Origin of the sequence: Variovorax sp. Varisp36 (assembly GCF_047304235.1) — a bacterium.
Taxonomy (GTDB): Bacteria; Pseudomonadota; Gammaproteobacteria; order Burkholderiales; family Burkholderiaceae_C; genus Variovorax.
This window is the reverse complement of sequence record NZ_JBGLYU010000049.1, coordinates 24,862-48,057: the sequence shown is the minus strand read 5'-3', so window position 1 is coordinate 48,057 and position 23,196 is coordinate 24,862. Positions and strand designations below refer to the sequence as shown.

Below are 23,196 nucleotides of genomic sequence, written 5' to 3'. Positions count from 1 at the left end.
AACCTCCGGGCTGTTACTTGGCGACCGGCGCCACCTGGGTTTGGGGGCGCGACACCTGGGTTTTTATCTTGGCGGCGGTGCCGGCCGCCCCCGCGACCACGATGGCCTCCGGACGGCCCAGCTTCAGGATGTTGGCCTTGCCCTTCCAGACGGCCGGAGTGGCAGCCGGCTGGCCTGCGTCGAACAGGCGGACCGCGTCGTAGGCCGTGTAACCCCAGTTCAGCAGCTTCTGCGACTCGTTGGCGCGCACGGTCTCGCCGGTGGTGCCCAGCACGATCGACAGCAGGCGGCGCCCACCGGTCAGGTTCGGGAAGTCGCGCTTGGCGGTGGCGATCATGCAGTAGCCAGCCGCTTCGGTGTGGCCGGTCTTCAGGCCGTCGACGGTCGGGTCGCGGAACAGCAGCAGGTTTCGGTTGGTGTCGTTGGTCGACGGGGTGCCCGGATAGCGGTACTTCTTGATGGCGTAGTACTTGGCCTCCTCGGGGAAGTCGCGCACCAGGCGGGTCGCCAGGATGCTCAGGTCGCGGGCCGTCGTGGTGTGGCCGGGGGCCGTCAGGCCTTCGGGGTTCTTGTAGCTGGTGTTCTTCATGCCCAGGGCCTTGGCCTGGGCGTTCATCATTTCGACGAAGTGCTCCACCGTGCCGCCGACGCCCTCGGCCAGCGCCACCGTGGCGTCATTGCCGGACTGCACGATCAGGCCCTTGATCAGGTCTTCCACCGGCACCTGCATCTTGGGGTCGATGAACATGCGCGAGCCGGGCATCTTCCATGCGCGCGGGCTGACCGGCATCGTCTGGGTCAGCGTGATCTTCTTGGCGCGCAGCGCGTCGAACACCACGTAGGCCGACATCAGCTTGGTGAGCGAAGCCGGCTCGACCGGGCTGTCGATGTCCTTCTGCGCCAGGATCTGGTTCGCGGTCACGTCGAGCAGCAGGTAGCTGCGCGCGGCGATTTCGGGCGGCGTCGGCACCTGGGCGACGGCGATCAGGCTGACGGATGCAGCGGCGGTAAGGACCAGCGCGCGGAGCGCGCCAAGAAAACGATTCATGGGGAGTTCGGAAAGAGACGAAAACAAGCCTGCGAGGCTTTCACGCGATGTCCGCGCGCAGATGGCGGACCACGAGACTTTTGAGCAGCGGCAATTGTCCGTGAAAGAAATGGCCGCCCCCGGGAACGACTGTGACAGGAAGTGACTGGGGCCGCGCCCAGTCCATCACGGCGGAGAGCGCCACGGTGTCGTCGGCTTCGCCATGAACCACCAGCATGCGCTCGTGCGCCTCGGCCGGCAGCGTGGCCACGGTGTTGCGCGCGGCGGCCGTGCCCACCAGCACGATCTGCCGGATGTCGCGTTCGGCCCAGAGTCTTGCGGCGGCGCCGCTCGCGACGAAGGCACCGAAGGAAAAGCCGGCGATCGCCAACGGACCTTCGGACGCCAGCTGGCCCACGACATTCAGCATGTCTTCCAGCTCACCGCGCCCCTCGTCGTGCACGCCTTCGCTGGCACCCACTCCGCGGAAGTTGAAGCGCACAGTGGTCCAGCCGCAGGCGACGAAAGCGCGCGCCAGCGTCTGCACCACCTTGTTGTCCATCGTGCCGCCGAACAGCGGGTGCGGATGGGCAATCACGGCAATGCCGCGCGCAACACCGGCAGGCTGGTCGCGTTGAACCTCGATCGCGCCGGCGGCGCCCTGGAGGCTGATCTTTTCGGTCTGGGAGTTCATTGGCGCAGGGTACGAGCGGAGAGCCGGTGGAAAAGTTCAGCGTCCGACATTGGGAGGCAGCACCAGCCGCTCGACGACCTGGCCGTTCTTCAGGTGCGACTCGACGATTTCGTCGATGTCCTCGCTGTCGACGAAGGTGTACCAGACGGCTTCGGGGTACACCACGGCCACCGGCCCGCCCGCGCAGCGGTCGAGGCAGCCGGCCTTGTTGACGCGCACCTTGCCAGGCCCTGCGAGCCCCTGCTCCTTGACCTTCGCCTTGCAGCGATCGAAGCCCTCCTGCGCGTTGTGCATGGCGCAGGAGTCTTCGCCGTTCTTGCGCTCGTTGAGGCAGAAGAAGATGTGGCGACCGTAATAGCCGGACGGCTTGGCGGGAGAGGAACTGGGCATCGGCAGATTTTAGTGACCGCCTCCCGGCGCCGTGGCCCGGACGCTCAGACCGTCGCAACGGCGGCGGGCCGGCTCCGCCGCGACAAGGCGGCCACCACATACGCCAGCACGGCAAATGGCCAAGTCCAGCCGAGCCACTGCGCCAGTCCGTGGAAGCGGATGAAGCGCCCCTGCTCCCAGGTGGCCAAGGTCTGGGCGAAGTACGCGCTCTCGGGCGCCTGGTTCAGCAGGCTCAGCTGCAGCACGAGCCCCACCAGCAGCAGTGCCGCGCAGAGGCGGCGCGGCGCGAAAAGCAGCAACACGCCGGCGAACAAGGCCGCGGCCATGCCGACCTGCACCGGCAGGTCCAGCCATGCCCATGCGTGCTCGGGCCCGTAGCTCAATGCAGCCGACAGCGCCGAGGCCGCGACGCCGGTCAGCAGCGTCAGCGGCAGCAGGACCGCGCGCTGGGCCATGGAGCGCGCCACCAGGTAGCCCAGCAGGCACGGCACCAGCGCGCCGAGCATCACGCACAGCAGTTCCACCGCGGGCACCAGCGGTTCGAGCTCGAACTGCCGCAGCGGAAGCCAGTCGATGAAGGGCGTGTCGAGCAGCCATTCGGAGATCGCCACTTCGAGCCGCTCGAACACCTGCCCGAGCCCGAAGGTGACGGCGGCCGGAAACAGCAGCGCGAAAGGCCACAGCGCGAGCAGCACCAGCGCGCCGCGCGACTCCTCGACGAACCACTGCGAACGCGCGCGGCTCCAGTGCGCAACCGCGCCCAGCCGCTCCAGCCCCGCCGCCAGCACCGCGCCGAGAACGGTGCCGGTCGTGTTGAGCCCCAGGTCCACATTGGAAGGGATGCGCGCAGGCAGATAGCTCTGCAGCGTCTCCATGGCGAAGGCGATCGCCGCGCCCGCTATGACGGCTCGCAGCACGGCATGCCAGACGGCGGCGGTCCGGCCCGTGCGCAGTGCCGCCAGGGCGCAGAGGAATCCGAAGGGCATGTAGCCCACCACGTTGACGGCGAAGTCGAAACCCGTCCAGTACTTGGGCCAGGGCGCCGACAGGTAGGCCCAGGGCGCGATCCCCTGGTCGCGCCAGTCGGCGAACGGATAAAGGCTGGCGTAGACGATCAGCGCCGCATAGGCGAGCGCCAGGGGGAGCGCGGTTGACTTGTGCGGCCTCTCCACCATGTGCACCGGGCTTCAGAACGGCTTGACGACCACCAGGATCACGATACCCAGCAGCAGCAGCACCGGCAGTTCGTTGAACCAGCGGAACCAGCGGTCGTTACGCCGGTTCTCGCCCGCCACGAAGCGGCGCAGCAGCACGCCGCAGCCATGGTGGTAGCCGATGGCCACCAGCACCAGCGCCAGCTTGGCATGCATCCACCCGTTGCCCGGGCCGCGCCCGATGCCGTAGCCCAGCCAGAGCCACAGGCCGAAGCCGAGCGCCGGAACTGCCAGGAAAGTCGTGAACCGCATCAGCTTGCGCGCCATCAGCAGCAGCCGTTCACGCTCGGCCACCGACTCGGGCGGCACCATCGCCAGATTGACGAAGATCCGGGGCAGGTAGAACAACCCCGCGAACCAGCTTGCAATGAAGACGATGTGAAGAGATTTGACCCAGAGCATGGCGGCAGTTTAGTGGCGCCCTCTCGCCGGCCCGGGTTTTTGCGGCAGTGCCTCCGCACGGCGGGCAAAAAAAAGCCCGACGTCTTCACGCCGGGCTGGGAAGCCCTTTTGCTGTCACACATCAAGGCACCCGCTCAGGGAGGAAAAGCGGGGAGCGGCAAGCCGCCCGCTTCAGAATTTAACAAAGACGAAACAAGGTTTCAAGCGACTGAGGCACTTTCTTTGACATTTATGGCAAAAATTTAGAACCTTGGTTCTACGATTTTCCGTAGTTGTCAGACAACCGCCTCCTTCGAACGGACGCGGCGAAATGTCGCTTCAGGCACAATTTTGGATATATGACGTCATCATCTTCCCCCTTGGCCATGTTCCCCGCCGGGCGGCCGCGGCGCCTGCGCCGCGATGCCTTCACCCGCAACCTCGTGCGGGAGCACGCGCTGACGGCCAACGACCTGATCTACCCGGTGTTCGTGCAGGAAGGCGAAAAACGCCGCGATGCCGTGCCTTCGATGCCCGGCGTGGACCGCCTGAGCCTCGACCTGCTCTTGCCCGTGGCCGAGCAGTGCGTCGCCGCCGGCATCCCGGTGATGGCGCTGTTCCCGGTGATCGACGCCAGCCTCAAGACACCCAACGGCGACGAGGCCTTCAATCCCGACGGGCTGATTCCCCGCGTGGTGGCCACCCTCAAGGCGCGCTTCCCCGAACTGGGCGTGATGACCGATGTCGCGCTCGACCCCTACACCAGCCACGGCCAGGACGGCCTGCTCGACGACACCGGCTACATCCTCAACGATGCGACCGTTGAAGTGCTGGTGAAGCAGGCGCTCACACAATCGCAAGCCGGCGTCGACATTGTGGCGCCCAGCGACATGATGGACGGCCGAATCGGCGCCATCCGCACCGCGCTCGAGGCCCGCGGCGACGTGCACACGCGCATCATGGCCTACAGCGCCAAGTACGCCAGCGCCTTCTACGGCCCCTTCCGCGACGCCGTAGGCTCGGCCGCCACGCTCGGCAAGAGCAACAAGAAGGTCTACCAGATGGACCCCGGCAACAGCGACGAGGCCCTGCGCGAAGTGGCCATCGACATCGCCGAGGGCGCCGACATGGTGATGGTGAAGCCCGGCATGCCCTACCTCGACATCGTGCGCCGCGTGAAGGACCAGTTCCACGTGCCGACCTTCGCCTACCAGGTGAGCGGCGAATACGCGATGCTCAAGGCGGCCGCCCAGAACGGCTGGCTCGACCACGACGCCGTGGTGCTCGAAAGCCTGCTGGCCTTCAAGCGTGCCGGCGCCGACGGCGTGCTGACGTACTTCGCGCTCGACGCCGCGCGCCTGCTCCAGAAGTAGCGCGCACCGGCATGCGCATCTTCGAAATCAATCGCTCGCAGGTCAGCGAGCACTCCGCACTGACGCCGTTGACCGTGCCGGGCGCGTGCGGCGCAGGCGGCTACCTGTGGATCTCGCTCACGCGCGAGGAATTTCGGACTTCGCTGGCCGAGGTGCAGCAGATCCTGCAGACCTTGTGTCTCACGCAGCTGGTCGACCTGCACGTGGCCGACCTGCTCAACGATCAGCTGCCTTCACACTACGACTACACGTCCCAATACGACGTGCTGGTGTTCCGGCGCCTTGCCAACGGGAACGGACAGGGCCAGGAGGCCCCGGCGGGTGGCGCGGCGCCGCGCCTGCCCCGCAGCGGCCCGCCCGTGCTGCGCCGCGTCGACACCCGTCCGGTCGGCTTCGCGGCGTTCGACCGCGTGCTGCTGTCGGTGCACCCGGAAGACGGCGCGGTGCGCGACGCCTTCGCCGCGCGGCTGCTGGCGGCCGGCTCGCCCGACGACCGCGGCGCGCCAGCACTCGACGTGCGCGCCACCTCGGCCCGCGTGCCGGCCAGCCCTTCCGACCTGATGCTGCGCGTGATCAACCAGATCGTCGACGGCTACCTCGACCTGCGGCGCGAACTCACCAAGCAGCTCGACCACTGGCAGACCGAGCTGATCGACCCGCGCAGCCGCTTCACCAATTGGGGGGCGCTGATGGAAGCGCGCCAGTCGCTGCACCACCTGGACGAGATCTGCGAGGACCAACGCGCCGCCATGCAGGACTGGATCGACTCGCTCGAGACCCTGCCCGTGCCCAAGGGCGAGACCGAGCGGCGCGAGCGCGAACTCATCATGATCCGCAGCCGCGACGTGCTCGAGCACATCGAGCGCGTGGTGCACCACGTGCACCGGCTGGAGCAGAACGCCGAAACCGCGGTGCAGATGCACTTCAGCGTGCAGGGCCACCGTGCCAACGACATCATGCGGGTGCTGACGGTGCTCACTGCCGTGTTCCTGCCGCTCAACCTCATCGCGGGCATCTTCGGCATGAACTTCGAGTTCATCCCGCTGGTGCACAAGGCCGACGGTTTCTGGATCGCGATGACGTCGATGCTGGTCATCGCCGTGCTGCTGGTGCTGATCTTCTGGCGCAAGCGCTACCTCGCCCGCACGCGCTGACTCCCCTATATATCAGCGGCAAAAATGCAAAAAGGGCCACGCTTTCGCGTGGCCCTTTTGCATTTGGGCAACCCCGAGGGGCCGCTTCGATTACTTGGCGATAGCGCCCGAACCTTGCTGCGCCTGGAGTGCGTCAGCCGGGTTGGCCATCGTCGAGATGACCTTGCTGTTGACGCGCGAACCCGAACTCACGTTCTGGTCGGGAGCGTAGGCGGTGCGAACGGCTTCGGCTTCGACGATCGAACGGTCCTTCGACACGGCGACGGTTTCCGCACCGCGCGAACCGCGCACGACGTTCTGGTTCGGAGCCGACGCGGTGCGTGCAGCTTCGGCGTTGACGTCGTCGCGGCTCTTGGTCGAGACGGCGGTGTTCACGCCTTGGTAGGTTTCGGCTTGGGCGCCAACGGCGGCAAGCAGGGTCAGAGCGGCAGCGGCGAGGATTTGCGAGGTCTTCATGTTCAGTTCTCCTAGTGTGTTCGTCGGATGGTTCGTCCACCAGGCTTGCTGGTTCGCTTGCCTGTGCGGCGAGTTTCCGGGCGAACTGCACTGCCAGAACACTCGGATCAGAGACACCGTGTTTCCTCTATTGAAACAATGCGAGCATCAAGGCATGCCAGTAGAAGAAAGCGGCCGGTTCCGGAACGGCCGAGCCGTGGCTGGCAACGTCGGCGTAACCACAGTGTCGCGGGAGCCGACTAAGAAAAACCCCGGAGAATCGAACCATCGCGTTCCCAAAACGGAAACAATGGGCTCATTCACATGGACAGTCTCGACCTGATCAGAACCTTTCGGGAAGTCGCCTCACAAGGCAGTTTTTCCCAGGCGGCCAAGAGGCTCAACATGTCGAAGGCCACCGTCAGCAAGTACGTGGCCGAGCTGGAAACCCGCTTCGGCGTGCGTCTTCTCAACCGCTCCACGCGCTCCGTGAGCCTCACCGACGCCGGCCAGCTGCTGCTGGAGCGCAGCACGCCGGTGCTCGAGATGGTCGAGCTCACCCAGTCGGAACTGCAGGACCGCGCCAGCCAGCCCGGCGGCCGGCTGCGCATCTCGGCCCCGCACGGCATGGGCAACGGCGAGTTTCCGAACCTGCTGGCTGACTTCATGCGCTACTACCCCGACGTGACGATCAGCCTGCAGCTGACCAACCGCACCGTCGACCTCGCCGAGGAAGGCATCGACGTCGAACTGCGCAGCGGCCCGGTGGAAGACGCCAACCTCATCGTGCGCAAGCTGCGCCTGATGAACATGGTGGTCTGCGCCTCGCCGATCTACTGGAAGAAGCACGGCAGGCCCGAGCACCCGCGCGACCTGTCAGGCCACGACGCTCTCACGTTCTCGCTGCTGGGCCAGCAGCCGGTGTGGCGCTTCGATGAGAACGGCACGCCGCTCGACGTGCAGGTCAAGAGCCGCATGGACTGCACCGAGGCTGCGCCGCTGATCCGCGTGGCGATGCACGGCTTCGGCGTGATCTACCTGCCGTCGATCCTCGTGCAGTCGCACCTCGACCAGGGCGAACTCGTGCCCGTGCTGCAGGACTACGCGCGCAAGGACATGTGGCTGTCGGCCGCCTACCTGCAGCGGCGCCACAACAGCGCCGCGCTGCGCGCGCTGCTCGACTTCCTGCAGACGCGCGTGGGTCCGGAATCGGCGCGAAGAAGCAAGTAAGGGCGCCGAGGCGCTGCCTCAGCCGACGTGCTTCGCAAAGAACGCCAGCGTGCGTTCCCGCGCGAGCTTTGCCGCGTCGGCGTCGTAGGAGCCGCGCTGGTCGCAGTTGAAGCCGTGGCCGACCGGGTACACGTGCACTTCCACCTCCGGATGCGCCTTCTTGAACGACTCGACGGTGTCCAGCGGAATCCAGTGGTCCTGGTTGCCGAAATGCGCGAGCACCGGCACCTTGGGCTGGCGTGCCGTTTCCTCGGGCGTGGTCATGCCGCCGCCATAGTAGGGTGCCGCTGCCGCCAGGCCCGGCAGCAGCGCCGCTGCGCGCCACACCAGCAGGCCGCCCCAGCAGTAGCCGACGATGCCGACCTTGCCGGCCTTCGACGCGTAGGCGATGGACGCCTCGATGTCCTGCAGCACGCCCGGCGCCGGCAGCGCCTCGACCGCCGTTTTCAGGCCGAAGCCGTTCTTCATGTCGTCGTCCGAATAGCCCAGCTCGACGCCGGGCTTGACGCGGTGGAAGGTCGATGGCGCCACGGCGAGGTAACCCTCCGCCGCGTAGCCGTCAGCCACCGCGCGGATGTGCGAGTTGACGCCGAAGATTTCCTGCACCACGACCACCGCGCCGCGCGGCTTGCCCGCCGGCTCGGCCACGTAGGCGGGGAAGATGAAGCCGTCCTTGGCCTTGAGATCGATGAATTGACCCATGTTGTCGTGCTCCTTGATGGCAAATAGATGAATGAATGAATGCCGGGGGTCAAGGGCGCAGCGCCCGCTCGACAAAGTCGAGGCGGTCCTGGCCCCAGAAGATCTCGCCGTCGATCACGTAGCTCGGCGCGCCGAACACCTGGATGTCGATGGCCTCCTGCGTGTAGGCCTCGTAGCGCTCCTGCACCGCCTGGCTCTGAGACTGCTCGGCGCGCTTGGGCGAAAGCCCGCATTCGATGACCAGCGAATCGAGCACCTTCGGATCGCCGATGTTGCGCTCCTGCACCCACACGGCCGCGAACACCGCCGCGCACATGCGCATGGCGGCCTCGGTGCCGTCGTGCATGTCGACCGCGATGATGAGCCGGGCCGCATCGTCGCTGGCCACGGGAAAGAACTTCGGCCGGGTGTTCAGCGGCAGGCCGAGGTGGCGCGAGAAGCGCGCCAGGTCGACCAGCCGGTACGCCTGGCGCTGCGGTGCGCGTTTGCCCAGCGGCAACCCGCCCGACACAGGGAACACGCTGCCCATGTCGATGGGCCGTACGCGCACCGCGGCACCCGCGGCCGCGGCAATCGCCGCGAAGCGGGAATGCCCCAGATAAGTCCATGGGCTCTGTGGCGCAAAGTAGTAGTCGATGGTTCTGTTGGTGCTCATGCGCGTGCCCCCGATGATGTAATCCAAGCCAACGGTTTTAACTGACACGCAGTTTCTCTGCAGGAGGTAGGTTTTGGACCAAGTGCTCTTGATCACGGGCGGCGGGCGCGGCATCGGCGCCGCCACCGCCGTGCTCGCCGCGCAGCGCGGCTACGCGGTGGCCGTCAACTACGCCAGCAACTCTCTGGCCGCCGACGAGGTGGTGCGCACCATCCGCGCGGGCGGCGGCACCGCCATGGCCGTGCAGGCCGACGTGGGCGACGAGGCGCAGGTGCTCGCCATGTTCCAGAAGGTCGACGCGAGGTTCGGCCGGCTGACGGCGCTGGTCAACAACGCCGGCGTGGTCGACGTGCAGGCACGCGTCGACGAGATGAGCGTGGCCCGGCTGGAGCGCATGTTCCGCATCAACGTGATCGGCAGCTTCATCTGCGCGCGCGAGGCCGTGCGGCGCATGAGCACGCGCTACGGCGGCGCGGGCGGCGCCATCGTCAACATCTCCAGCGCCGCCTCGCGGCTGGGCTCGCCCGACCAGTACGTCGACTACGCCGCGAGCAAGGGCGCCATCGACACCTTCACCATCGGGCTGGCCAAGGAAGTGGCGGCCGAAGGCATCCGCGTGAATGCAGTGCGCCCCGGACTGATCGATACCGAGATCCACGCCTCGGGCGGCATGCCGGACCGCGCCTTCGATCTCGCGCCCACCGTGCCCATGCAGCGCACCGGCAGCGCAGAGGAAATCGCGGGCGCCATCCTGTGGCTGCTGTCCGCCGAGGCCAGCTACACCACCATGGCCCTGCTCGACGTCGCCGGAGGCCGCTGACCATGAGCACCTCGATGGACCTGATCAAGCCGCTGGTCACGCTGGTGGCCATCGTCAACCCGCTGGCCATCGTGCCGTTCTTCATCCACTACACGCAGGGCTACAGCGATGCGCAGCGCCGCCACACGGTGCGCATGTCGGCCTTCAGCGCTTTCGTGGTGATCGCGGTGAGCGCGCTGCTCGGGCTGCAACTGCTGTCCTTCTTCGGCATCTCGATCGCGAGCTTCCAGGTCGGCGGCGGCCTGCTGCTGCTCATGAGCTCGCTGTCGATGCTGAATGCCAAGCCGGCCGAGAGCAAGACCAACGTCGAGGAGCTGCGCGCCACCGAAGTGAAGGCCTCCATGGGCGCGTCCATCGCGGTGGTGCCGCTCACCATTCCGCTGCTCACCGGGCCGGCCACCATTTCCACCGTGGTCATCTACGCGGACAAGACGCAGCACCTGTGGGAACTCGCGGTGCTGGTCGGCTACGGCGTGGTGGTCGCGCTGGCCACCGCGGTGGCCTTCTCGCTCGCGCAACCCATTGCGCGCGTGCTCGGCAAGACGGGCATCAACATCATGACGCGGCTCATGGGGCTGATCCTCGCTGCGCTCGCGGTAGAGGTGATGGCCGATGGGCTGGGGAAGCTGTTTCCGATCCTGCAGCGCGTGGGCTGATTCATTCAGCCCAGCATCTTCTCGATGATCTTCCAGTGCGCCGGCTCCACCGGCGTGATCGACAGCCGGTTGCCCTTGCGCAGCACGACCAGGTCGGCCAGCTCGGGCCTGGCGCGCAGCTCGGGCAGCGAGAGCAGCCGCGTCTTGCGCAGCGCCTGCACATCCACCAGCAGCCAGCGCGGATCGTCCTTCTTCGAGGCCGCGTCGTAGTAAGGCGACTTCGCATCGAACTGCGTCGGATCGGGCTTGATGCCCGAGGCCACCCGCGCGATGCCGGCGATGCCAGGCTCCGGGCAGCTCGAGTGATAGAACAGCACGCCGTCGCCGACCTTCATGCCGTCGCGCATGAAGTTGCGTGCCTGATAGTTGCGCACGCCGGTCCAGGCTACGGTGGCATCGGGCGCGGCGAGCGCGTCGTCGATCGAGACCTCGTCGGGCTCGGATTTCATCAACCAGTACTGTGGCATTGCGGTCTCTTCACCGAAGGAATTCGCCGCAAATATAAACCCGCACCAGACTGCGCGCCTTCATCGCGGAACACCGCGGAACCGGCTCTGCCGGGCCGCAGGTGTTGCCCCCGGCGAGGGGGTGTGCGTAGCGACACGAAGTGCGCGAAGCATGGGGGAGCGCCGGGTCAGGGTGTCACATAGTCGGACACGACCACCCACTTGCCATCCTTGATCTGCGACAGGCGCGACAGGTCGTTGCCCAGGCGCTTGGTGGCGGTGTAGCTGCTCTTCGGACTGCCGAACATGTCGGGCTCGAAGGTCATGCTGTCCATCGCCTTGATGAAGCTGTCGGTCGTGAGGTTCGGCCCGGCCTTGGTCGCCGCCTTGATGAACGAGTCGATGATCACGTAGCCATACACCGAGAACACGGTCGGGTCTTCGTTGAACTTGGTCTTGTATTTGTTGGCCCAGAAGCGCAGCGGCTGCGACTGCTCGTCGGTGTACGGGTTCTGCACCGTCATGGTGGCGTAGATGCCGTCCATCGCCTTGCCGCCCAGCTTGTGGATCAGGTCGGTGTAGGCCGCGCTCGAGCCCAGGAAGGTCGGGTTGAAACCCGTCTTGCGCGACTCGCCCACGGTGCCGATGGTCTCGCGGATGATGGTGCCGAGCACCACGAGGTCGCAGTTGGCGGCCTTCATCTTGGCGACCTGCGAGCTGAAGTCGGTGGCGCCGCGCTTGAACGAGGTCTTCTCGGCCAGCTCCATGCCGGCGGTCTTCAGGCCCGCCTCGGCGCCGCGCAGCACCTCGAGGCCGAACTCGTCGTCCTGGTAGATGGTGCAGACCTTCTTGGCGCCCTTCTCCTTGATCATCTTGGGCAGGGCCAGGCGGATCTGGTCGTAGTAGGTGGCTGCGAACGAATACTTCAGCCGATTGAGCGGCTCGTACATTTCGCGCGCTGCGGTGATCGGCATGAAGTTGACGATGTTCTTCTCGAACTGCACCGGCATCGCCGCCATGTTCTGCGCCGTGCCGATATGGCCGGCCATGATGAATATCTTTTCCTGGTTCACCAGCTTCTGCGCCGCCAGCACGGCCTTCTTCGGGTCGTAGCCCGAGTCTTCGACGAAGAGCTTGAGCTTGCGCCCATTGAGGCTGCCCTGCTCGTTGAGTTCGTCCACGCGCAGCTGCATGCCGTTGCGCGCCTGCTTGCCGAAGCCCGCGAGCGGACCCGACAGGTCCTGGATCGTGCCGATGCGGATCTCGTCCTTGCTCACGCCCTGCTGCTGAGCGGATGCGAGCGTCGCGATCAGGCCCAGCACGGCCAGCGTCGTCAGTGTCTTGAGCTTCGTCATAGCGGTGTCTCCTCGGGTTGGCAAAAAAGAGGGTCAGCGGTACATGGCGTCGATGCGGCCGGCGTACTTGGTCTGCACCAGCTTGCGCTTGAGCTTCATCGTGGGCGTGAGCTCCTCGTCCTCGGCGCTGAGCTGCGTTTCGAGCAGAAAGAACTTCTTGATCTGCTCGACGCGCGCGAACCTGGCGTTGACGCGATCGATCTCGCCCTGGATCAAATCCTGCACTTCCTTCGTGCGCGTCAGGCTCTCGTAGTTGCTGAACGGCACGTCGTGGTCCTGCGCAAACTTCTCGACGTTCTCCTGATCGATCATGACGATCACCGTGAGGTACGGCCGCTTATCGCCGATGACCACGGCATCGGTGATGTAGGGGCTGAACTTGAGCTCGTTCTCCAGCTCGCTGGGCGTCACGTTCTTCCCACCCGCCGTGATGATGATGTCTTTCATCCGGTCGGTGATGCGGAAATACCCGTCCTCGTCCATCGTGCCCACGTCGCCGGTGTGCAGCCAGCCGTCGGCGTCGATGGTCTCGGCCGTCTTCTCGGGCAGGTTGAGGTAACCCATGAAGACATTGGGGCCGCGCACCAGGATCTCGCCGGTGGCGGGGTCGAGGCGCACCTCGTTGTAGCCGGTGGCCGGGCCGATGGAGCCCGGCTTGATGCGCGTGGCCGGCACCGCGGTCGAGGCGCCGCACGACTCCGTCATGCCCCACACCTCCAGCATCGGCACGCCCAGCGCGAGATACCACTTGACCAGCTCGGGCGAGATGGGCGCCGCGCCCGTCACCAGGAAGCGCGCGCGGTGGATGCCGATGAGCTTGCGCGCGTTGTCCAGCGCGAGCATGCGCGCGAGCCTGAACCTGAACTTCAGCGACGAGCTCACCGGCTCGCCCGCCAGCACGCGGTTGGCGATCTCCTCGCCCACGCCGATGCTCCACCTGTAGGCCGCCTGCTGCAGCGGGCTCGCCTCCTTCAGGGCGATCATCACGCCCGAATAGAACTTCTCCCACACGCGCGGCACGGCCGTGAACACCGTGGGTGCGATCTCGCGCACGTTCTCCGGCACGGTCTCGGGGTTCTCGACGAAGTTGAGGATAGCGCCGGTGTACATCGCGAAGTACTCGCCGCCCATGCGCTCGGCGATGTGGCACAGCGGCAGGAAGCACATGCGCTCGTCGGTCTGGTCCTGCGCGACGAGCGTGTTGTAGCCGCGCGCGGTGTACACGAGCCCGGCATGGCTGTGCATGGCGCCCTTGGGCTTGCCGGTGGTGCCCGAGGTGTAGACGAGGATGGCGAGGTCTTCAGGGCGGCAGGCGGCAACCGTACGTTCGACCGCCTGCGGATCGGCGGCCAGGTGCTGGCGCCCGAGCGCACGCAGCGCGTCGAGGCTCATCACCGCCGCATCGTCGAGGTCGCGCAGGCCTTCCATGTCGAACACGACCAAGCAGCGCAGGCGCGGCAGGCCGGCGCGCACCTCGAGCGCCTTGTCGAGCTGCTCGTCGTCTTCCACGAAGAGCACGGTGGTGCCCGAGTCTTCGCAAAGGTAGTGCACCTGCGAGGCCGCGTCGGTCGGATAGATGCCATTGGAGACACCGCCGCAGCTCAGCACCGCGAGATCGGCGAGCACCCATTCGATGACGGTGTTGGACAGGATCGACGCGCACTCGCCCGGCGCAAAGCCGATGGACTGGAGGCCGGCCGCGATCTCGCGCACCGCGTCGGCGGTCTGGTGCCAGCTCCAGCTGCGCCAGATGCCCAGTTCCTTCTGCCGCATCCAGATGTTGTCGCCGCGCTGCTTCACGGCGTTCCAGAACATCGCGGGAATGGTGTCGCCGGGCACGACAACGTCGAGCCGGGGTGCGAAGGCGTCGAGGTCCCAGAGTCCTTGCATGGCGGCTATCTCCAGGTTTTCTTCTTTTTCCAGCGCCGCTCGCCGCGCACGCCGTCGTCCTTCACGCCGAGGTAGAACTCCTTGATGTCTTCCTTCTCGCGCAGGCGTTCACAGGTGTCTTCCATCACGATGCGGCCGTTCTCCAGCACGTAGCCGTGGTCGGCGGCGTTGAGCGCCATGTTGGCGTTCTGCTCGACCAGCAGGATGGTGGTGCCGCGCTCGCGGTTGATGCGCACGACGATCTCGAAGATCTCTTTCGTCAGCTTCGGACTCAGCCCGAGGCTCGGTTCGTCCAGAAGAATCAGATGCGGCGCGGCCATGATCGCGCGCGAGATGGCGAGCATCTGCTGCTGGCCGCCCGACAGCAGCCCCGCGTCCTGCGTGGCCCGCTCGCGCAGGATCGGGAAGTAGGTGTAGACCGTCTCCATGTCCCGCGCCACGCCGTCGCGGTCCTTGCGGGTGTAGGCGCCCATCAGCAGGTTGTCCTTCACCGACAGCAGCGGGAACACCTCGCGGCCTTCGGGCACGTGGCTCAGCCCCTGCTGGACGATGTGGGCCGGGTCCTTGGCAGTGATGTTCCTGCCCTGGAATTCGATGCTGCCCTTGCGGGGGTCGATGATTCCGGAGATGGTCTTGAGGATGGTCGTCTTGCCTGCGCCGTTCGAACCGAGCACGGTCACGATCTCGCCCTGCCTGACTTTCAGGCTGACGCCACGGATCGCCTTGATCGGACCATAGGCGCTCTCTACGTTGAGAAGCTGAAGGACTGCGTCGCTCATGCCGCCGTCCTCCTCAAGCTGCTCACGTCGTCCACGGTCCCGAGATAGGCCTCGACAACCCGCGCATCGGCTTGCACCTCGCGAGGAGAGCCGGTAGCCAGCACCTCGCCCATGTTCATCGCCAGCACCCGGTCGGACACCTTGGAAACAAGCGACATGTCGTGCTCGACCATCAGCACAGACACGCCCAGCTCATGCTGGATGTCCTGGATCCAGAACGCCATGTCCGCCGTCTCTTCCACATTGAGCCCCGAAGAAGGCTCATCGAGCAGCAGCAGCTTCGGCTCCGTGCACAACGCACGTGCCAGCTCGACGACCTTGCGAACGCCATAAGGCAACCCCGCCACCATCGAATCGCGATGGTGCTGCAGGTCCAGCAGCTCGATCACCTGCTCCGCCTTCTCGCGCGCCTCGATCTCCGCGAGCCGCGTGGCGGGCGTGAAGAACACCTCGCTCCAGAACCCCGTCTTCCGGTGCGTATGACGGCCGATCAGCAGGTTGTGCAGCACCGTCGCGTGCTCGAACAGTTCGATGTTCTGGAAGGTGCGCGCAATGCCCAGCGCGGCAATCGCATGCGGGGCCTGCTGGGTCAGCGCAATGGCGCCGCCCTCCTCGCCATGCCACGTGATCTCCCCCATGGTCGGCGTGTAGATGCGGCTGATCAGGTTGAACACCGTCGTCTTGCCCGCCCCGTTCGGCCCGATCAGCGTGAACACCTCGCCACGCCGCACATCGAAGCTCACCTTGTTGACCGCCAGCACCCCGCCGAAGCGCACGCTCAGCTCCTTGGCCGAAAGAAGAATGTCGCCGCTCATCTCTGGGCTCCGTCACTCGCCGGCGCGCAGGACTGCCGCACCCCGTTCGCAGGACACCGCGGAACCGGCTTTGCCGGGCAGCAGGTGTCGCCCCCGGCGAGGGGGTTGGCGAAGCGACACGGAGTGCGCGAAGCCTGGGGGAGTGTCATCTCAGCCGGTCCGACTTGGTGAACGACTTCTGCCGCTTGAACAATCCGCGGCGATAGAACGGAAAGAGCTGCAGCCATGTGCGCACCTTGAGCCATCGGCCGTACAGCCCCAGCGGCTCGAACAGCACGAAGGCGATCAGCACCACGCCATAAACCAGCCCCTGCAGCCCCGGCGCCTGGCCGATGACCGCCGGCAGCCAGTCCTTGCCAATGGAGATCAGCTGCGGCATCGCAATCAGGAAGATCGCACCCAGGAACGCGCCGTGCACCGAACCGAGCCCGCCGATCACCACCATCAGCAGCAGGTCGATCGACTGCAGGATGCTGAACTGGTCCGGCGAGATGAAGCTGAGCTTGTGCGCATACAAGGCCCCGCCCAGGCCCGCGAGCGCCGCCGAGATCGCGAACGACATCGTCTTGTAGCGTGCGAGGTGAATGCCCATGCTCTGCGCCGAGATCTCCGAATCGCGGATCGCGACAAAGGCGCGACCCGTCGGCGAGCGCAGCAGGTTCAGGATGCCCAAGGTGGAAATCACCGCAACCACCAGGCACAGGAAGTAGAAGCCATCGCCCGAGCCCAGCGACCAGCCGAATATCTCCGGCGCCTTCACATGCAGGCCGGCATTGCCGCCCGTCACGCTCTCCCACCGCGCGAACACTTCCTCGACGATGAAGCCGAACGACAGCGTCGCGATGCCCAGGTAGATGCCCTTCACGCGCAGCGCCGGCAGCGCGACCACCACGCCCACCGCCGCCGACAGCGCCGCGGCCGCGATCAGCGCAACCGGAAACGGCACACCGGCGTTCGTCAGCACGCCCTGCGTATAAGCGCCCGCGCCAAGAAACGCCGCATGCCCGATCGAGAACTGCCCCGTGAACCCGGCCAGCAGCATGAGCCCCAGGCCGACGATCCCGTAGATCAGCACGAAGGTCAGCTGCGCGAGCCAGTATTCGTCGATCACCCATGGTGCGACGACCAGGAACGCCACCAGCAGGCTGTACCAGAACACATGCCCGCCGTGCCGGGCAAGGCGGATGTCCTGGTCGTAGCTGGTCTTGAAGATGAAGCGCATGAACGATCAAACTTTCTTGCGCAGCTTCTCGCCGAACAGACCGTTCGGCTTGATCATGAGCATCAACAGCACCACGATGTACGGCGCCGTGTCCTTGAAGCCATCGGGCAGATAGAAGCCCGCGAACGACTCGACGATGCCGATGACCAGCCCACCGACGATGGCACCCGGCAGGCTGCCGAAACCGCCGACCACCGCCGCCGGAAAGGCCTTGAGCCCGATGAAGCCCATGTTCGCGTGCACGAAGGTGATGGGCGCGAGCAGCATGCCCGCGATGGCCGCGACCGCCGCCGCCAGGCCCCACACCAGCCCGTTGAGCCGCTTCACCGGAATGCCCATGTAGTAGGCCGCCAGCTGGTTCTGCGACGAGGCCTGCATTGCGATGCCGAGCTTGCTGTAGCGGAACATCGCGAACAGCAGGGCGCAGAGGATGGCGGTGGCGATGATGATCGCGAGCTGTTCGAGGTTGACCACCAGCTCGCCCAGTTTCCAGATCTGGTCCTTGTAGGGCACGGGGAGCGTGTGGGTGTCGGTCCCGATGCCCGGCACCATGGTGATGAGCCCGCGCGCCACGTAGGCGATGCCGATCGTGAGCATCACGATGGAGAACTGCGGCTGCCCGAGGATCGGCCGGATCACCACCAGTTCGAGCAGCACGCCGAAAGCCGCCATCGCCACCACGGCAAGGATCGCCGCGAGCCAGAATGGGAGGCCGAACAGCGACATGCCCGCGAAGGCACCGAAGGCCCCGAGCATCATCAGGTCGCCCTGCGCGAAGCTCACGGTTTCGGTGGCCTTGTAGATCAGCACGAAGCCCAGCGCGATCAGGCCGTAGATGCAACCTTGCGCAATGCCCGACAGCAGGAGTTGGAGGATCTGCATGGGGCCTCTTCGCGCCTACTGCCTGAAGCCGCCCGCCGCGTCGTGCAGCGCAAGCCGGCGCGATCCGGCCACGATGTCGCTGGGCTTGAGGCCGTAGACCTGGCGGATCGAATGGCTGAAGTGCGTCGAGTCGGGGTAGCCGGTGTCGAGCGCGATATCGGTCAGCGTGCCGGCCTGGCGCACGTAGCGCAGCAGGCTGCGCGCGCGCTTCCAGGCCCGGAAGGCGCGAAACGCCATGCCGGTCTCCTGCTTGAACAGATGCAGGAAGCGCGAGAACGACAGGTGCACCGAGGCCGCGCAGTCTTCGGCCGAGGCGGGCGCCGCGGGGTCGGCGACGAGGGTGTCGATGACCTTGCGGATGCGCGCGTCGATCGGTCGCGGCGCAAGCACCTCGCCGAAGAACAGCGCATCGAAATCGAAGCCGTCGAATTCCGAGCCGCGGCCCGAGGCCGCGAGCAGGTGCGCATGGGCCTCGCGCACACGCCGCGCGAAGGCGGGCGCATCGACCGGGCCGCAGTGCCGCATGAACGCCGGCAAGCGCGCGGGGTCGACCGATTCCGATTCGATCAACAGGTTGAAGATCAGCGGATGCTCGCTCTCGACATGGTGCGGCACCTGCGGCGGCACCACGATCAGCTCGCCCGCCTGCCAGGCGCCGCCGCCGATGCGGATGCGGATCGGCGGCACGCCCGCGGGCGACAGGTACACGCCGTGCCCGCCCATCGTGCGCTCGGCGGCCGCGCCGAGCAGCCCAGCGTAGAACACGCGCTGCGGCGTGAGCCACATGAGGCGTTCACCCTGTGGTGCGCCGCCGTTGTCCGACGGCGCAGTCCTCGTTCGCTGCATGGTGCCTGTCTCCTGCATCGGGGTCGATTGCCAACGGTGGATGGTGTCGCGCTCGCTGGATCGTAGCGGCGCAGGCCGGCGGCGCGGCGTGCATTTGCGCGGGGACTTTCCCTAGGCCCTTGCGAACGCGCGGCGCAGCTCGGCGGCACAGAGCGCGACCGCGGTGCCGGCCTCGTCGAGCACCTTGCCCATGGTGATGAAGCCATGGATCTGGCGCTCGAAGCACACGTACGCAGCGCTGTTGCCGGCGGCCGTGAGCGCCTCGGCATACGCGGCGCCTTCGTCGCGCAGCGGGTCGTAGCCGGCCGTGACGACGAGCGCCGGCGGCAGGCCCGCGAGGTCGGTGTGCAGCAGCGGCGAAGCACGCCAGTCGAGGTCGTGCTCCGGGTCGGTGATGTAGTGGTCGTGGAAGTACGTCATCGTGTCGCTGGTCAGCAGGTAGCCCTGCCCGTTGGCATGGTGCGATGGATGGCCGCGGCGCATGTCGGTGGCCGGGTAGATCAGCAGCTGGTAGGCGATGGGCAGGTCGCCGGCATCGCGTGCGGCGATCGACACCACGGCCGCGAGGTTTCCGCCAGCGCTGTCGCCGCCCACGGCGAGGCGGCTCGCGTCGAGCCCCAGCGCGGCGGCCTCGCGGCGCACCCAGCGGGTGGCGGCGAGCACGTCGTCCACCGCTGCGGGAAAGCGGTGCTCCGGGCCCATGCGGTAGTCGACCGCGACCACGGCGCAGCCGGCGCCGTTGGCCAGTTCGCGGCACAGCACGTCGTGCGTGTCGAGGTTGCCGATGACCCAGCCGCCGCCGTGGTAGTACACCAGCACCGGCAGCGGACCGGCGCCCGAACCCAGGGGCCTGTACAGACGCACCGGGATGGGGCCGTGCGGCCCTTGCGCGGCCAGGTCGCGCACCTCGGCCACCTCGGCCGGCAGCGGCTGCAAGGCGGCGCGGCGCTCGCGATAGAAGGCCCGCGCGTCGGCAGGCGAGAGGGTGTGAGTCGGCGGAATGCCGCGCGCCTCGATGAAGTCGAGCAAGGCGCGCGCCTGGGGATGCAGCATGGTGTCTCCGGGAGGTCGAGCGGGCGTCGCTCGATCTCCCCGCACCATGCCCGCGCCGCTGCGGCGCGGCTTGCGGAAACTGGCTATGCCTTGCGCGGCTTCACGCGCGAGGCGGCTTCCCTGGCGAGCCTGCGGGCGGTGCCGGTGTCGGCTGCATGCACCAGCGCCACGCCCATGCGGCGCTTGGGGAAGCTCTCGGGCTTGCCGAACAGGCGCACGTCGCTGCCGGGCACCTGCAAGGCCTCGGCCACGCCGTCGAAGGCGATGCCGGTGGCGTCCACGCCGCCGTAGATCACGGCGCTGGCGCCCGGGCTCTTGAGCGAGGTATCGACCGGCAGGCCGAGGATGGCGCGCGCATGCAGCTCGAACTCGTTCTGCCACTGCGTGGCCATGGTGACCATGCCGGTGTCGTGCGGGCGGGGGCTGACTTCGCTGAACCAGACTTCGTCGCCCTTCACGAACAGCTCGACGCCGAACAGGCCCTGCCCGCCGAGGTCGGCCGTGACGGCCTGCGCGATCTGCTGCGCCTTCTGCAGCGCGGCGGGCGCCATGGGGTGCGGCTGCCAGCTTTCCACGTAGTCGCCGCTCACCTGCACATGGCCGATGGGGTCGCAGAACCTGGTTTCCACGGCGCCTGCGGCATCCTTGGCGCGCACGGTCAGCAGCGTGATCTCGTAGTCGAAGTCGATGAAGCCCTCGACGATCACGCGGCCGTGGCTCACGCGGCCGCCGGCCATGGCGTAGTCCCAGGCCTTCTGCACGTCGGCCGGGCCGTCGATCTTGCTCTGGCCCTTGCCGGAGCTGCTCATCACGGGCTTGACGATGCAGGGGTAGCCGATGCCTGCGTCGATGGCCGCCTGCAGTTCGGCCAGCGAGTCGCAGAACTTGTAGGGGCTGGTGGGCACGCCCAGCGTCTCGGCGGCCAGGCGGCGGATGCCTTCGCGGTCCATGGTCAGGCGGGCGGCGCGGGCGGTGGGAATCACGCGCACCACACCCGCGTCTTCGAGCTGCTGGAGCATGGGCGTGGCGATGGCCTCGATCTCGGGCACCACCAGCGCGGGCTTCTCGGCCTCGATCAGCGCCTTGAGTTGCTCGGGGTCGCTCATGGTGATGGTGCGCGCGTGGTGCGCCACCTGCTGGCCGGGGGCGTTCTCGTAACGGTCGACCGCGATGGTCTCGACGCCGAGGCGCTGCAGGGCGATCAGCACCTCCTTGCCGAGTTCGCCGGAGCCGAGAAGCATCACGCGGGTTGCCGAGGGGGAAAGGGGGGTGCCGAGGGTGGTCATGGTCGGAGGTCGGAGAAAGCGGTGGAAAGCGTGGGAAAAAGCAACCGCCGCACTGTAAGCCACCGGCGGGCCGACGGTGTCGCACGCGGCAACGGCGCGGCCCGGGGGCTGCTTCACAATCGAAGTTTTCGCCGCGGCGCCAGCCTCGCGCACCCTTCTTTTCGTTTTCTCTCAAGGAGTTTTCTCATGGCTATTCAGACTGTCGGCATCATCGGCGCCGGAACGATGGGCAACGGCATCGCGCAGGCCTGCGCGGTGGCCGGCGTGAAGGTGGTGATGGTCGACATCGCCCAGGCGGCGGTCGACAAGGGCCTGGCCACGGTGTCGGGCAGCCTCGACCGCCTGATCAAGAAAGAGAAGCTCACCGCCGAGCAGAAGACCGCCGCGCTGGCGCTCATCAAGGGCTCGACCAACTACGACGACCTGAAGAGCGCACAGCTGGTCATCGAGGCGGCCACCGAGAACCACGCACTCAAGCTGAAGATCCTCAAGCAGGTCGACGACATGCTGGCACCCGAGGTGATCATCGCCTCGAACACCTCGTCGATCTCGATCACGCAGCTGGCCGCCGCCACCTCGCGCCCCGACCGCTTCATCGGCATGCACTTCTTCAACCCGGTGCCGATGATGGCGCTGGTGGAGCTGATCCGCGGCTACCTCACGAGCGACGCCACGCACGACACGGTGAAGGAACTGGCCGAGCGCCTGGGCAAGTCGCCCATCACCGTGAAGAACGCGCCGGGCTTCGTGGTCAACCGCATCCTGGTGCCGATGATCAACGAGGCCTTCTTCGTGCTGGCCGAGGGCATCGCCACGGCGGAAGACATCGACGCCGGCATGAAGCTGGGCTGCAACCAGCCCATCGGCCCGCTGGCACTGGCCGACATGATCGGGCTGGACGTGTGCCTGGCGGTGATGGAGGTGTACCTGGAGCAGTTCGGCGACTCCAAGTACCGCCCCTGCCCGCTGCTGAAGGAAATGGTCGCCGCGGGCCAGCTGGGCCGCAAGACGGGCCGCGGCGTCTACACGTACTGATCGAGCGAAAACAACAACAAGGAGACAAGAACGCCATGACCGCCACGCCCACAATCCCACCGGCAGAAGGCTGCATCGACACCGAGGTGCTCGGCCACGTGCTGCTGATCGGCATCAACCGCCCCGCCAAGCGCAACGGCTGGACGCCGCCGATGTTCAGGCAGCTCGCCGAGGCCTACACCCGGCTCGACGACGACCCGAACCTGCGCGTGGGCGTGCTGCACGCCTTCGGCGACCACTTCACGGCAGGCCTCGACCTGCCGGCGGTGGCCGAGTACATGAAGCGTGGCGAGAAGGCGGTTCCGCAGGGCCTGGTGGAGCCGCACGACTTCGGGCTCGAAGGCTACCGCCGCCGCACCAAGCCGATGGTGGCTGCCGTGAAGGGCATCTGCTTCACGGTCGGCATCGAGCTGATGCTGGGCGCCGACATCGTGGTGGCAGCCGACGACTGCCGCTTCTCGCAGATGGAAGTGCAGCGCGGCATCATGGCCACGGGAGGCGCCACGCTGCGCATGGCCGAGCGTGCCGGCCTGGGCAACGCGATGCTGCACCTGCTCACGGCCGACGAGTTCGACAGCGCCGAAGCCTATCGCCTCAACTTCGTGCAGAAGGTGGTGCCGGCCGGCCAGGAGCTCGACGCGGCGCTGGCCATTGCGCAGCGCATCGCCGCCCAGGCGCCGCTGGCGGTGGTGGCCACGCGGCTCAACGTGCTGAAGGCCATCGAGCATGGACCGCTGGCCGCGGTGTCGGAATTCATCGAGACGCAGAAACGCCTGTCGAACAGCGAGGACGCCGCCGAGGGCGTGCGCTCTTTCGTCGAACGCCGGCCGGCGCGCTTCAGCGGCCGTTGATCCTT

Annotated in this window: 25 protein-coding genes; 7 read left to right on the top strand and 18 right to left on the bottom strand. The window is 66.8% G+C overall.

Annotated elements, in window-relative coordinates; genetic code table 11:
• Nucleotides 1-13: 13 nt before the first annotated feature.
• Genes ACCD11_RS23580 through ACCD11_RS23560 form a run of 5 tightly spaced genes read right to left on the bottom strand, consistent with a single transcriptional unit; the run spans nucleotide 14 to nucleotide 3,727 of the window.
• The gene (locus tag ACCD11_RS23580; RefSeq protein ID WP_413315659.1) at nucleotides 14-1,048 is read right to left on the bottom strand and encodes a serine hydrolase; all 1,035 of its coding nucleotides are present in this window, start codon (nucleotides 1,046-1,048) and stop codon (nucleotides 14-16) included.
• Between the two features lie 40 nt (nucleotides 1,049-1,088).
• The gene (locus ACCD11_RS23575) at nucleotides 1,089-1,721 is read right to left on the bottom strand and encodes an alpha/beta hydrolase (protein ID WP_413315658.1); all 633 of its coding nucleotides are present in this window, start codon (nucleotides 1,719-1,721) and stop codon (nucleotides 1,089-1,091) included.
• A gap of 36 nt (nucleotides 1,722-1,757) precedes the next feature.
• Nucleotides 1,758-2,111, bottom strand: coding sequence for a (2Fe-2S) ferredoxin domain-containing protein (locus tag ACCD11_RS23570; protein ID WP_413315657.1), 354 nt, complete (start codon nucleotides 2,109-2,111; stop codon nucleotides 1,758-1,760).
• A gap of 44 nt (nucleotides 2,112-2,155) precedes the next feature.
• Nucleotides 2,156-3,286, bottom strand: a complete 1,131-nt coding sequence (locus tag ACCD11_RS23565) for a VanZ family protein (protein WP_413315656.1) — start codon at nucleotides 3,284-3,286, stop codon at nucleotides 2,156-2,158.
• 12 nt (nucleotides 3,287-3,298) lie between these two features.
• The gene (locus ACCD11_RS23560; protein WP_056522085.1) at nucleotides 3,299-3,727 is read right to left on the bottom strand and encodes a CopD family protein; all 429 of its coding nucleotides are present in this window, start codon (nucleotides 3,725-3,727) and stop codon (nucleotides 3,299-3,301) included.
• A gap of 365 nt (nucleotides 3,728-4,092) precedes the next feature.
• Between ACCD11_RS23560 and hemB the strand changes: the two genes are divergently transcribed.
• Together hemB and ACCD11_RS23550 are read left to right on the top strand one after the other, a co-directional pair.
• Nucleotides 4,093-5,079: a porphobilinogen synthase gene (gene hemB / locus ACCD11_RS23555; RefSeq protein WP_413315660.1), complete on the top strand. Its 987-nt coding sequence runs from the start codon at nucleotides 4,093-4,095 to the stop codon at nucleotides 5,077-5,079.
• Between the two features lie 11 nt (nucleotides 5,080-5,090).
• Complete coding sequence (locus ACCD11_RS23550) at nucleotides 5,091-6,233, top strand: magnesium transporter CorA family protein (protein WP_413315655.1); 1,143 nt, start codon at nucleotides 5,091-5,093, stop codon at nucleotides 6,231-6,233.
• Nucleotides 6,234-6,323: 90 nt separating this feature from the next.
• Here the strand turns inward: ACCD11_RS23550 and ACCD11_RS23545 are convergent, their stop codons facing one another.
• Nucleotides 6,324-6,689: a DUF4148 domain-containing protein gene (locus ACCD11_RS23545; protein WP_413315654.1), complete on the bottom strand. Its 366-nt coding sequence runs from the start codon at nucleotides 6,687-6,689 to the stop codon at nucleotides 6,324-6,326.
• A gap of 303 nt (nucleotides 6,690-6,992) precedes the next feature.
• Here ACCD11_RS23545 and ACCD11_RS23540 point away from each other — a divergent pair, with 303 nt between their 5' ends.
• Complete coding sequence (locus ACCD11_RS23540) at nucleotides 6,993-7,898, top strand: LysR family transcriptional regulator (RefSeq protein ID WP_413315653.1); 906 nt, start codon at nucleotides 6,993-6,995, stop codon at nucleotides 7,896-7,898.
• Between the two features lie 18 nt (nucleotides 7,899-7,916).
• Here ACCD11_RS23540 and ACCD11_RS23535 read toward each other — a convergent pair whose 3' ends face one another.
• Both ACCD11_RS23535 and ACCD11_RS23530 read right to left on the bottom strand, forming a co-directional pair.
• Nucleotides 7,917-8,600 (bottom strand): dienelactone hydrolase family protein, encoded by a 684-nt coding sequence (locus ACCD11_RS23535; protein WP_007829612.1) that lies wholly within the window; start codon nucleotides 8,598-8,600, stop codon nucleotides 7,917-7,919.
• Between the two features lie 49 nt (nucleotides 8,601-8,649).
• Nucleotides 8,650-9,255 (bottom strand): 2-hydroxychromene-2-carboxylate isomerase, encoded by a 606-nt coding sequence (locus tag ACCD11_RS23530; protein ID WP_007829614.1) that lies wholly within the window; start codon nucleotides 9,253-9,255, stop codon nucleotides 8,650-8,652.
• A gap of 73 nt (nucleotides 9,256-9,328) precedes the next feature.
• On the opposite strand from ACCD11_RS23530, the gene ACCD11_RS23525 reads away from it, so the two are divergent.
• Complete coding sequence (locus tag ACCD11_RS23525) at nucleotides 9,329-10,075, top strand: SDR family oxidoreductase (RefSeq protein WP_413315652.1); 747 nt, start codon at nucleotides 9,329-9,331, stop codon at nucleotides 10,073-10,075.
• Nucleotides 10,076-10,077: 2 nt separating this feature from the next.
• Nucleotides 10,078-10,731, top strand: a complete 654-nt coding sequence (locus ACCD11_RS23520) for a MarC family protein (RefSeq protein ID WP_007829619.1) — start codon at nucleotides 10,078-10,080, stop codon at nucleotides 10,729-10,731.
• Between the two features lie 5 nt (nucleotides 10,732-10,736).
• On the opposite strand, the gene ACCD11_RS23515 is transcribed toward ACCD11_RS23520, so the two are convergent.
• The 10 genes from ACCD11_RS23515 to purT all read right to left on the bottom strand — a co-directional run bounded on the left by ACCD11_RS23515 (nucleotide 10,737) and on the right by purT (nucleotide 21,305).
• Nucleotides 10,737-11,198 carry an EVE domain-containing protein gene (locus tag ACCD11_RS23515; protein WP_413315651.1) on the bottom strand — a complete coding sequence of 154 codons (462 nt, stop codon included), beginning with the start codon at nucleotides 11,196-11,198 and terminating at the stop codon, nucleotides 10,737-10,739.
• Nucleotides 11,199-11,365: 167 nt separating this feature from the next.
• Nucleotides 11,366-12,532 carry an ABC transporter substrate-binding protein gene (locus tag ACCD11_RS23510; RefSeq protein ID WP_007829622.1) on the bottom strand — a complete coding sequence of 389 codons (1,167 nt, stop codon included), beginning with the start codon at nucleotides 12,530-12,532 and terminating at the stop codon, nucleotides 11,366-11,368.
• Nucleotides 12,533-12,565: 33 nt separating this feature from the next.
• Nucleotides 12,566-14,422, bottom strand: a complete 1,857-nt coding sequence (locus ACCD11_RS23505) for an AMP-dependent synthetase/ligase (RefSeq protein WP_413315650.1) — start codon at nucleotides 14,420-14,422, stop codon at nucleotides 12,566-12,568.
• Between the two features lie 5 nt (nucleotides 14,423-14,427).
• On the bottom strand, nucleotides 14,428-15,201 hold the full coding sequence (locus tag ACCD11_RS23500) for an ABC transporter ATP-binding protein (RefSeq protein WP_007829626.1): 774 nt from the start codon (nucleotides 15,199-15,201) through the stop codon (nucleotides 14,428-14,430).
• On the bottom strand, nucleotides 15,198-16,016 hold the full coding sequence (locus ACCD11_RS23495) for an ABC transporter ATP-binding protein (protein ID WP_413315649.1): 819 nt from the start codon (nucleotides 16,014-16,016) through the stop codon (nucleotides 15,198-15,200). Before ACCD11_RS23495 ends, ACCD11_RS23500 begins: the two co-directional genes overlap by 4 nt.
• 145 nt (nucleotides 16,017-16,161) lie before the next feature.
• Complete coding sequence (locus tag ACCD11_RS23490) at nucleotides 16,162-17,238, bottom strand: branched-chain amino acid ABC transporter permease (protein ID WP_413315648.1); 1,077 nt, start codon at nucleotides 17,236-17,238, stop codon at nucleotides 16,162-16,164.
• Between the two features lie 6 nt (nucleotides 17,239-17,244).
• Nucleotides 17,245-18,120, bottom strand: a complete 876-nt coding sequence (locus tag ACCD11_RS23485; RefSeq protein ID WP_413315647.1) for a branched-chain amino acid ABC transporter permease — start codon at nucleotides 18,118-18,120, stop codon at nucleotides 17,245-17,247.
• Between the two features lie 15 nt (nucleotides 18,121-18,135).
• Entirely contained in the window at nucleotides 18,136-18,966 is an 831-nt protein-coding gene (locus ACCD11_RS23480; RefSeq protein WP_413315646.1) for a helix-turn-helix domain-containing protein, read from the bottom strand.
• A gap of 111 nt (nucleotides 18,967-19,077) precedes the next feature.
• On the bottom strand, nucleotides 19,078-20,019 hold the full coding sequence (locus tag ACCD11_RS23475; protein ID WP_413315645.1) for an alpha/beta hydrolase: 942 nt from the start codon (nucleotides 20,017-20,019) through the stop codon (nucleotides 19,078-19,080).
• An 83-nt stretch (nucleotides 20,020-20,102) separates the two neighbouring features.
• Entirely contained in the window at nucleotides 20,103-21,305 is a 1,203-nt protein-coding gene (purT, locus tag ACCD11_RS23470; RefSeq protein ID WP_413315644.1) for a formate-dependent phosphoribosylglycinamide formyltransferase, read from the bottom strand.
• Nucleotides 21,306-21,491: 186 nt separating this feature from the next.
• Here purT and ACCD11_RS23465 point away from each other — a divergent pair, with 186 nt between their 5' ends.
• Both ACCD11_RS23465 and ACCD11_RS23460 read left to right on the top strand, forming a co-directional pair.
• Nucleotides 21,492-22,340, top strand: coding sequence for a 3-hydroxybutyryl-CoA dehydrogenase (locus ACCD11_RS23465; RefSeq protein WP_007829644.1), 849 nt, complete (start codon nucleotides 21,492-21,494; stop codon nucleotides 22,338-22,340).
• A gap of 35 nt (nucleotides 22,341-22,375) precedes the next feature.
• Nucleotides 22,376-23,191, top strand: coding sequence for a crotonase/enoyl-CoA hydratase family protein (locus ACCD11_RS23460; protein WP_007829646.1), 816 nt, complete (start codon nucleotides 22,376-22,378; stop codon nucleotides 23,189-23,191).
• The last annotated feature ends 5 nt before the right edge of the window (nucleotides 23,192-23,196 follow it).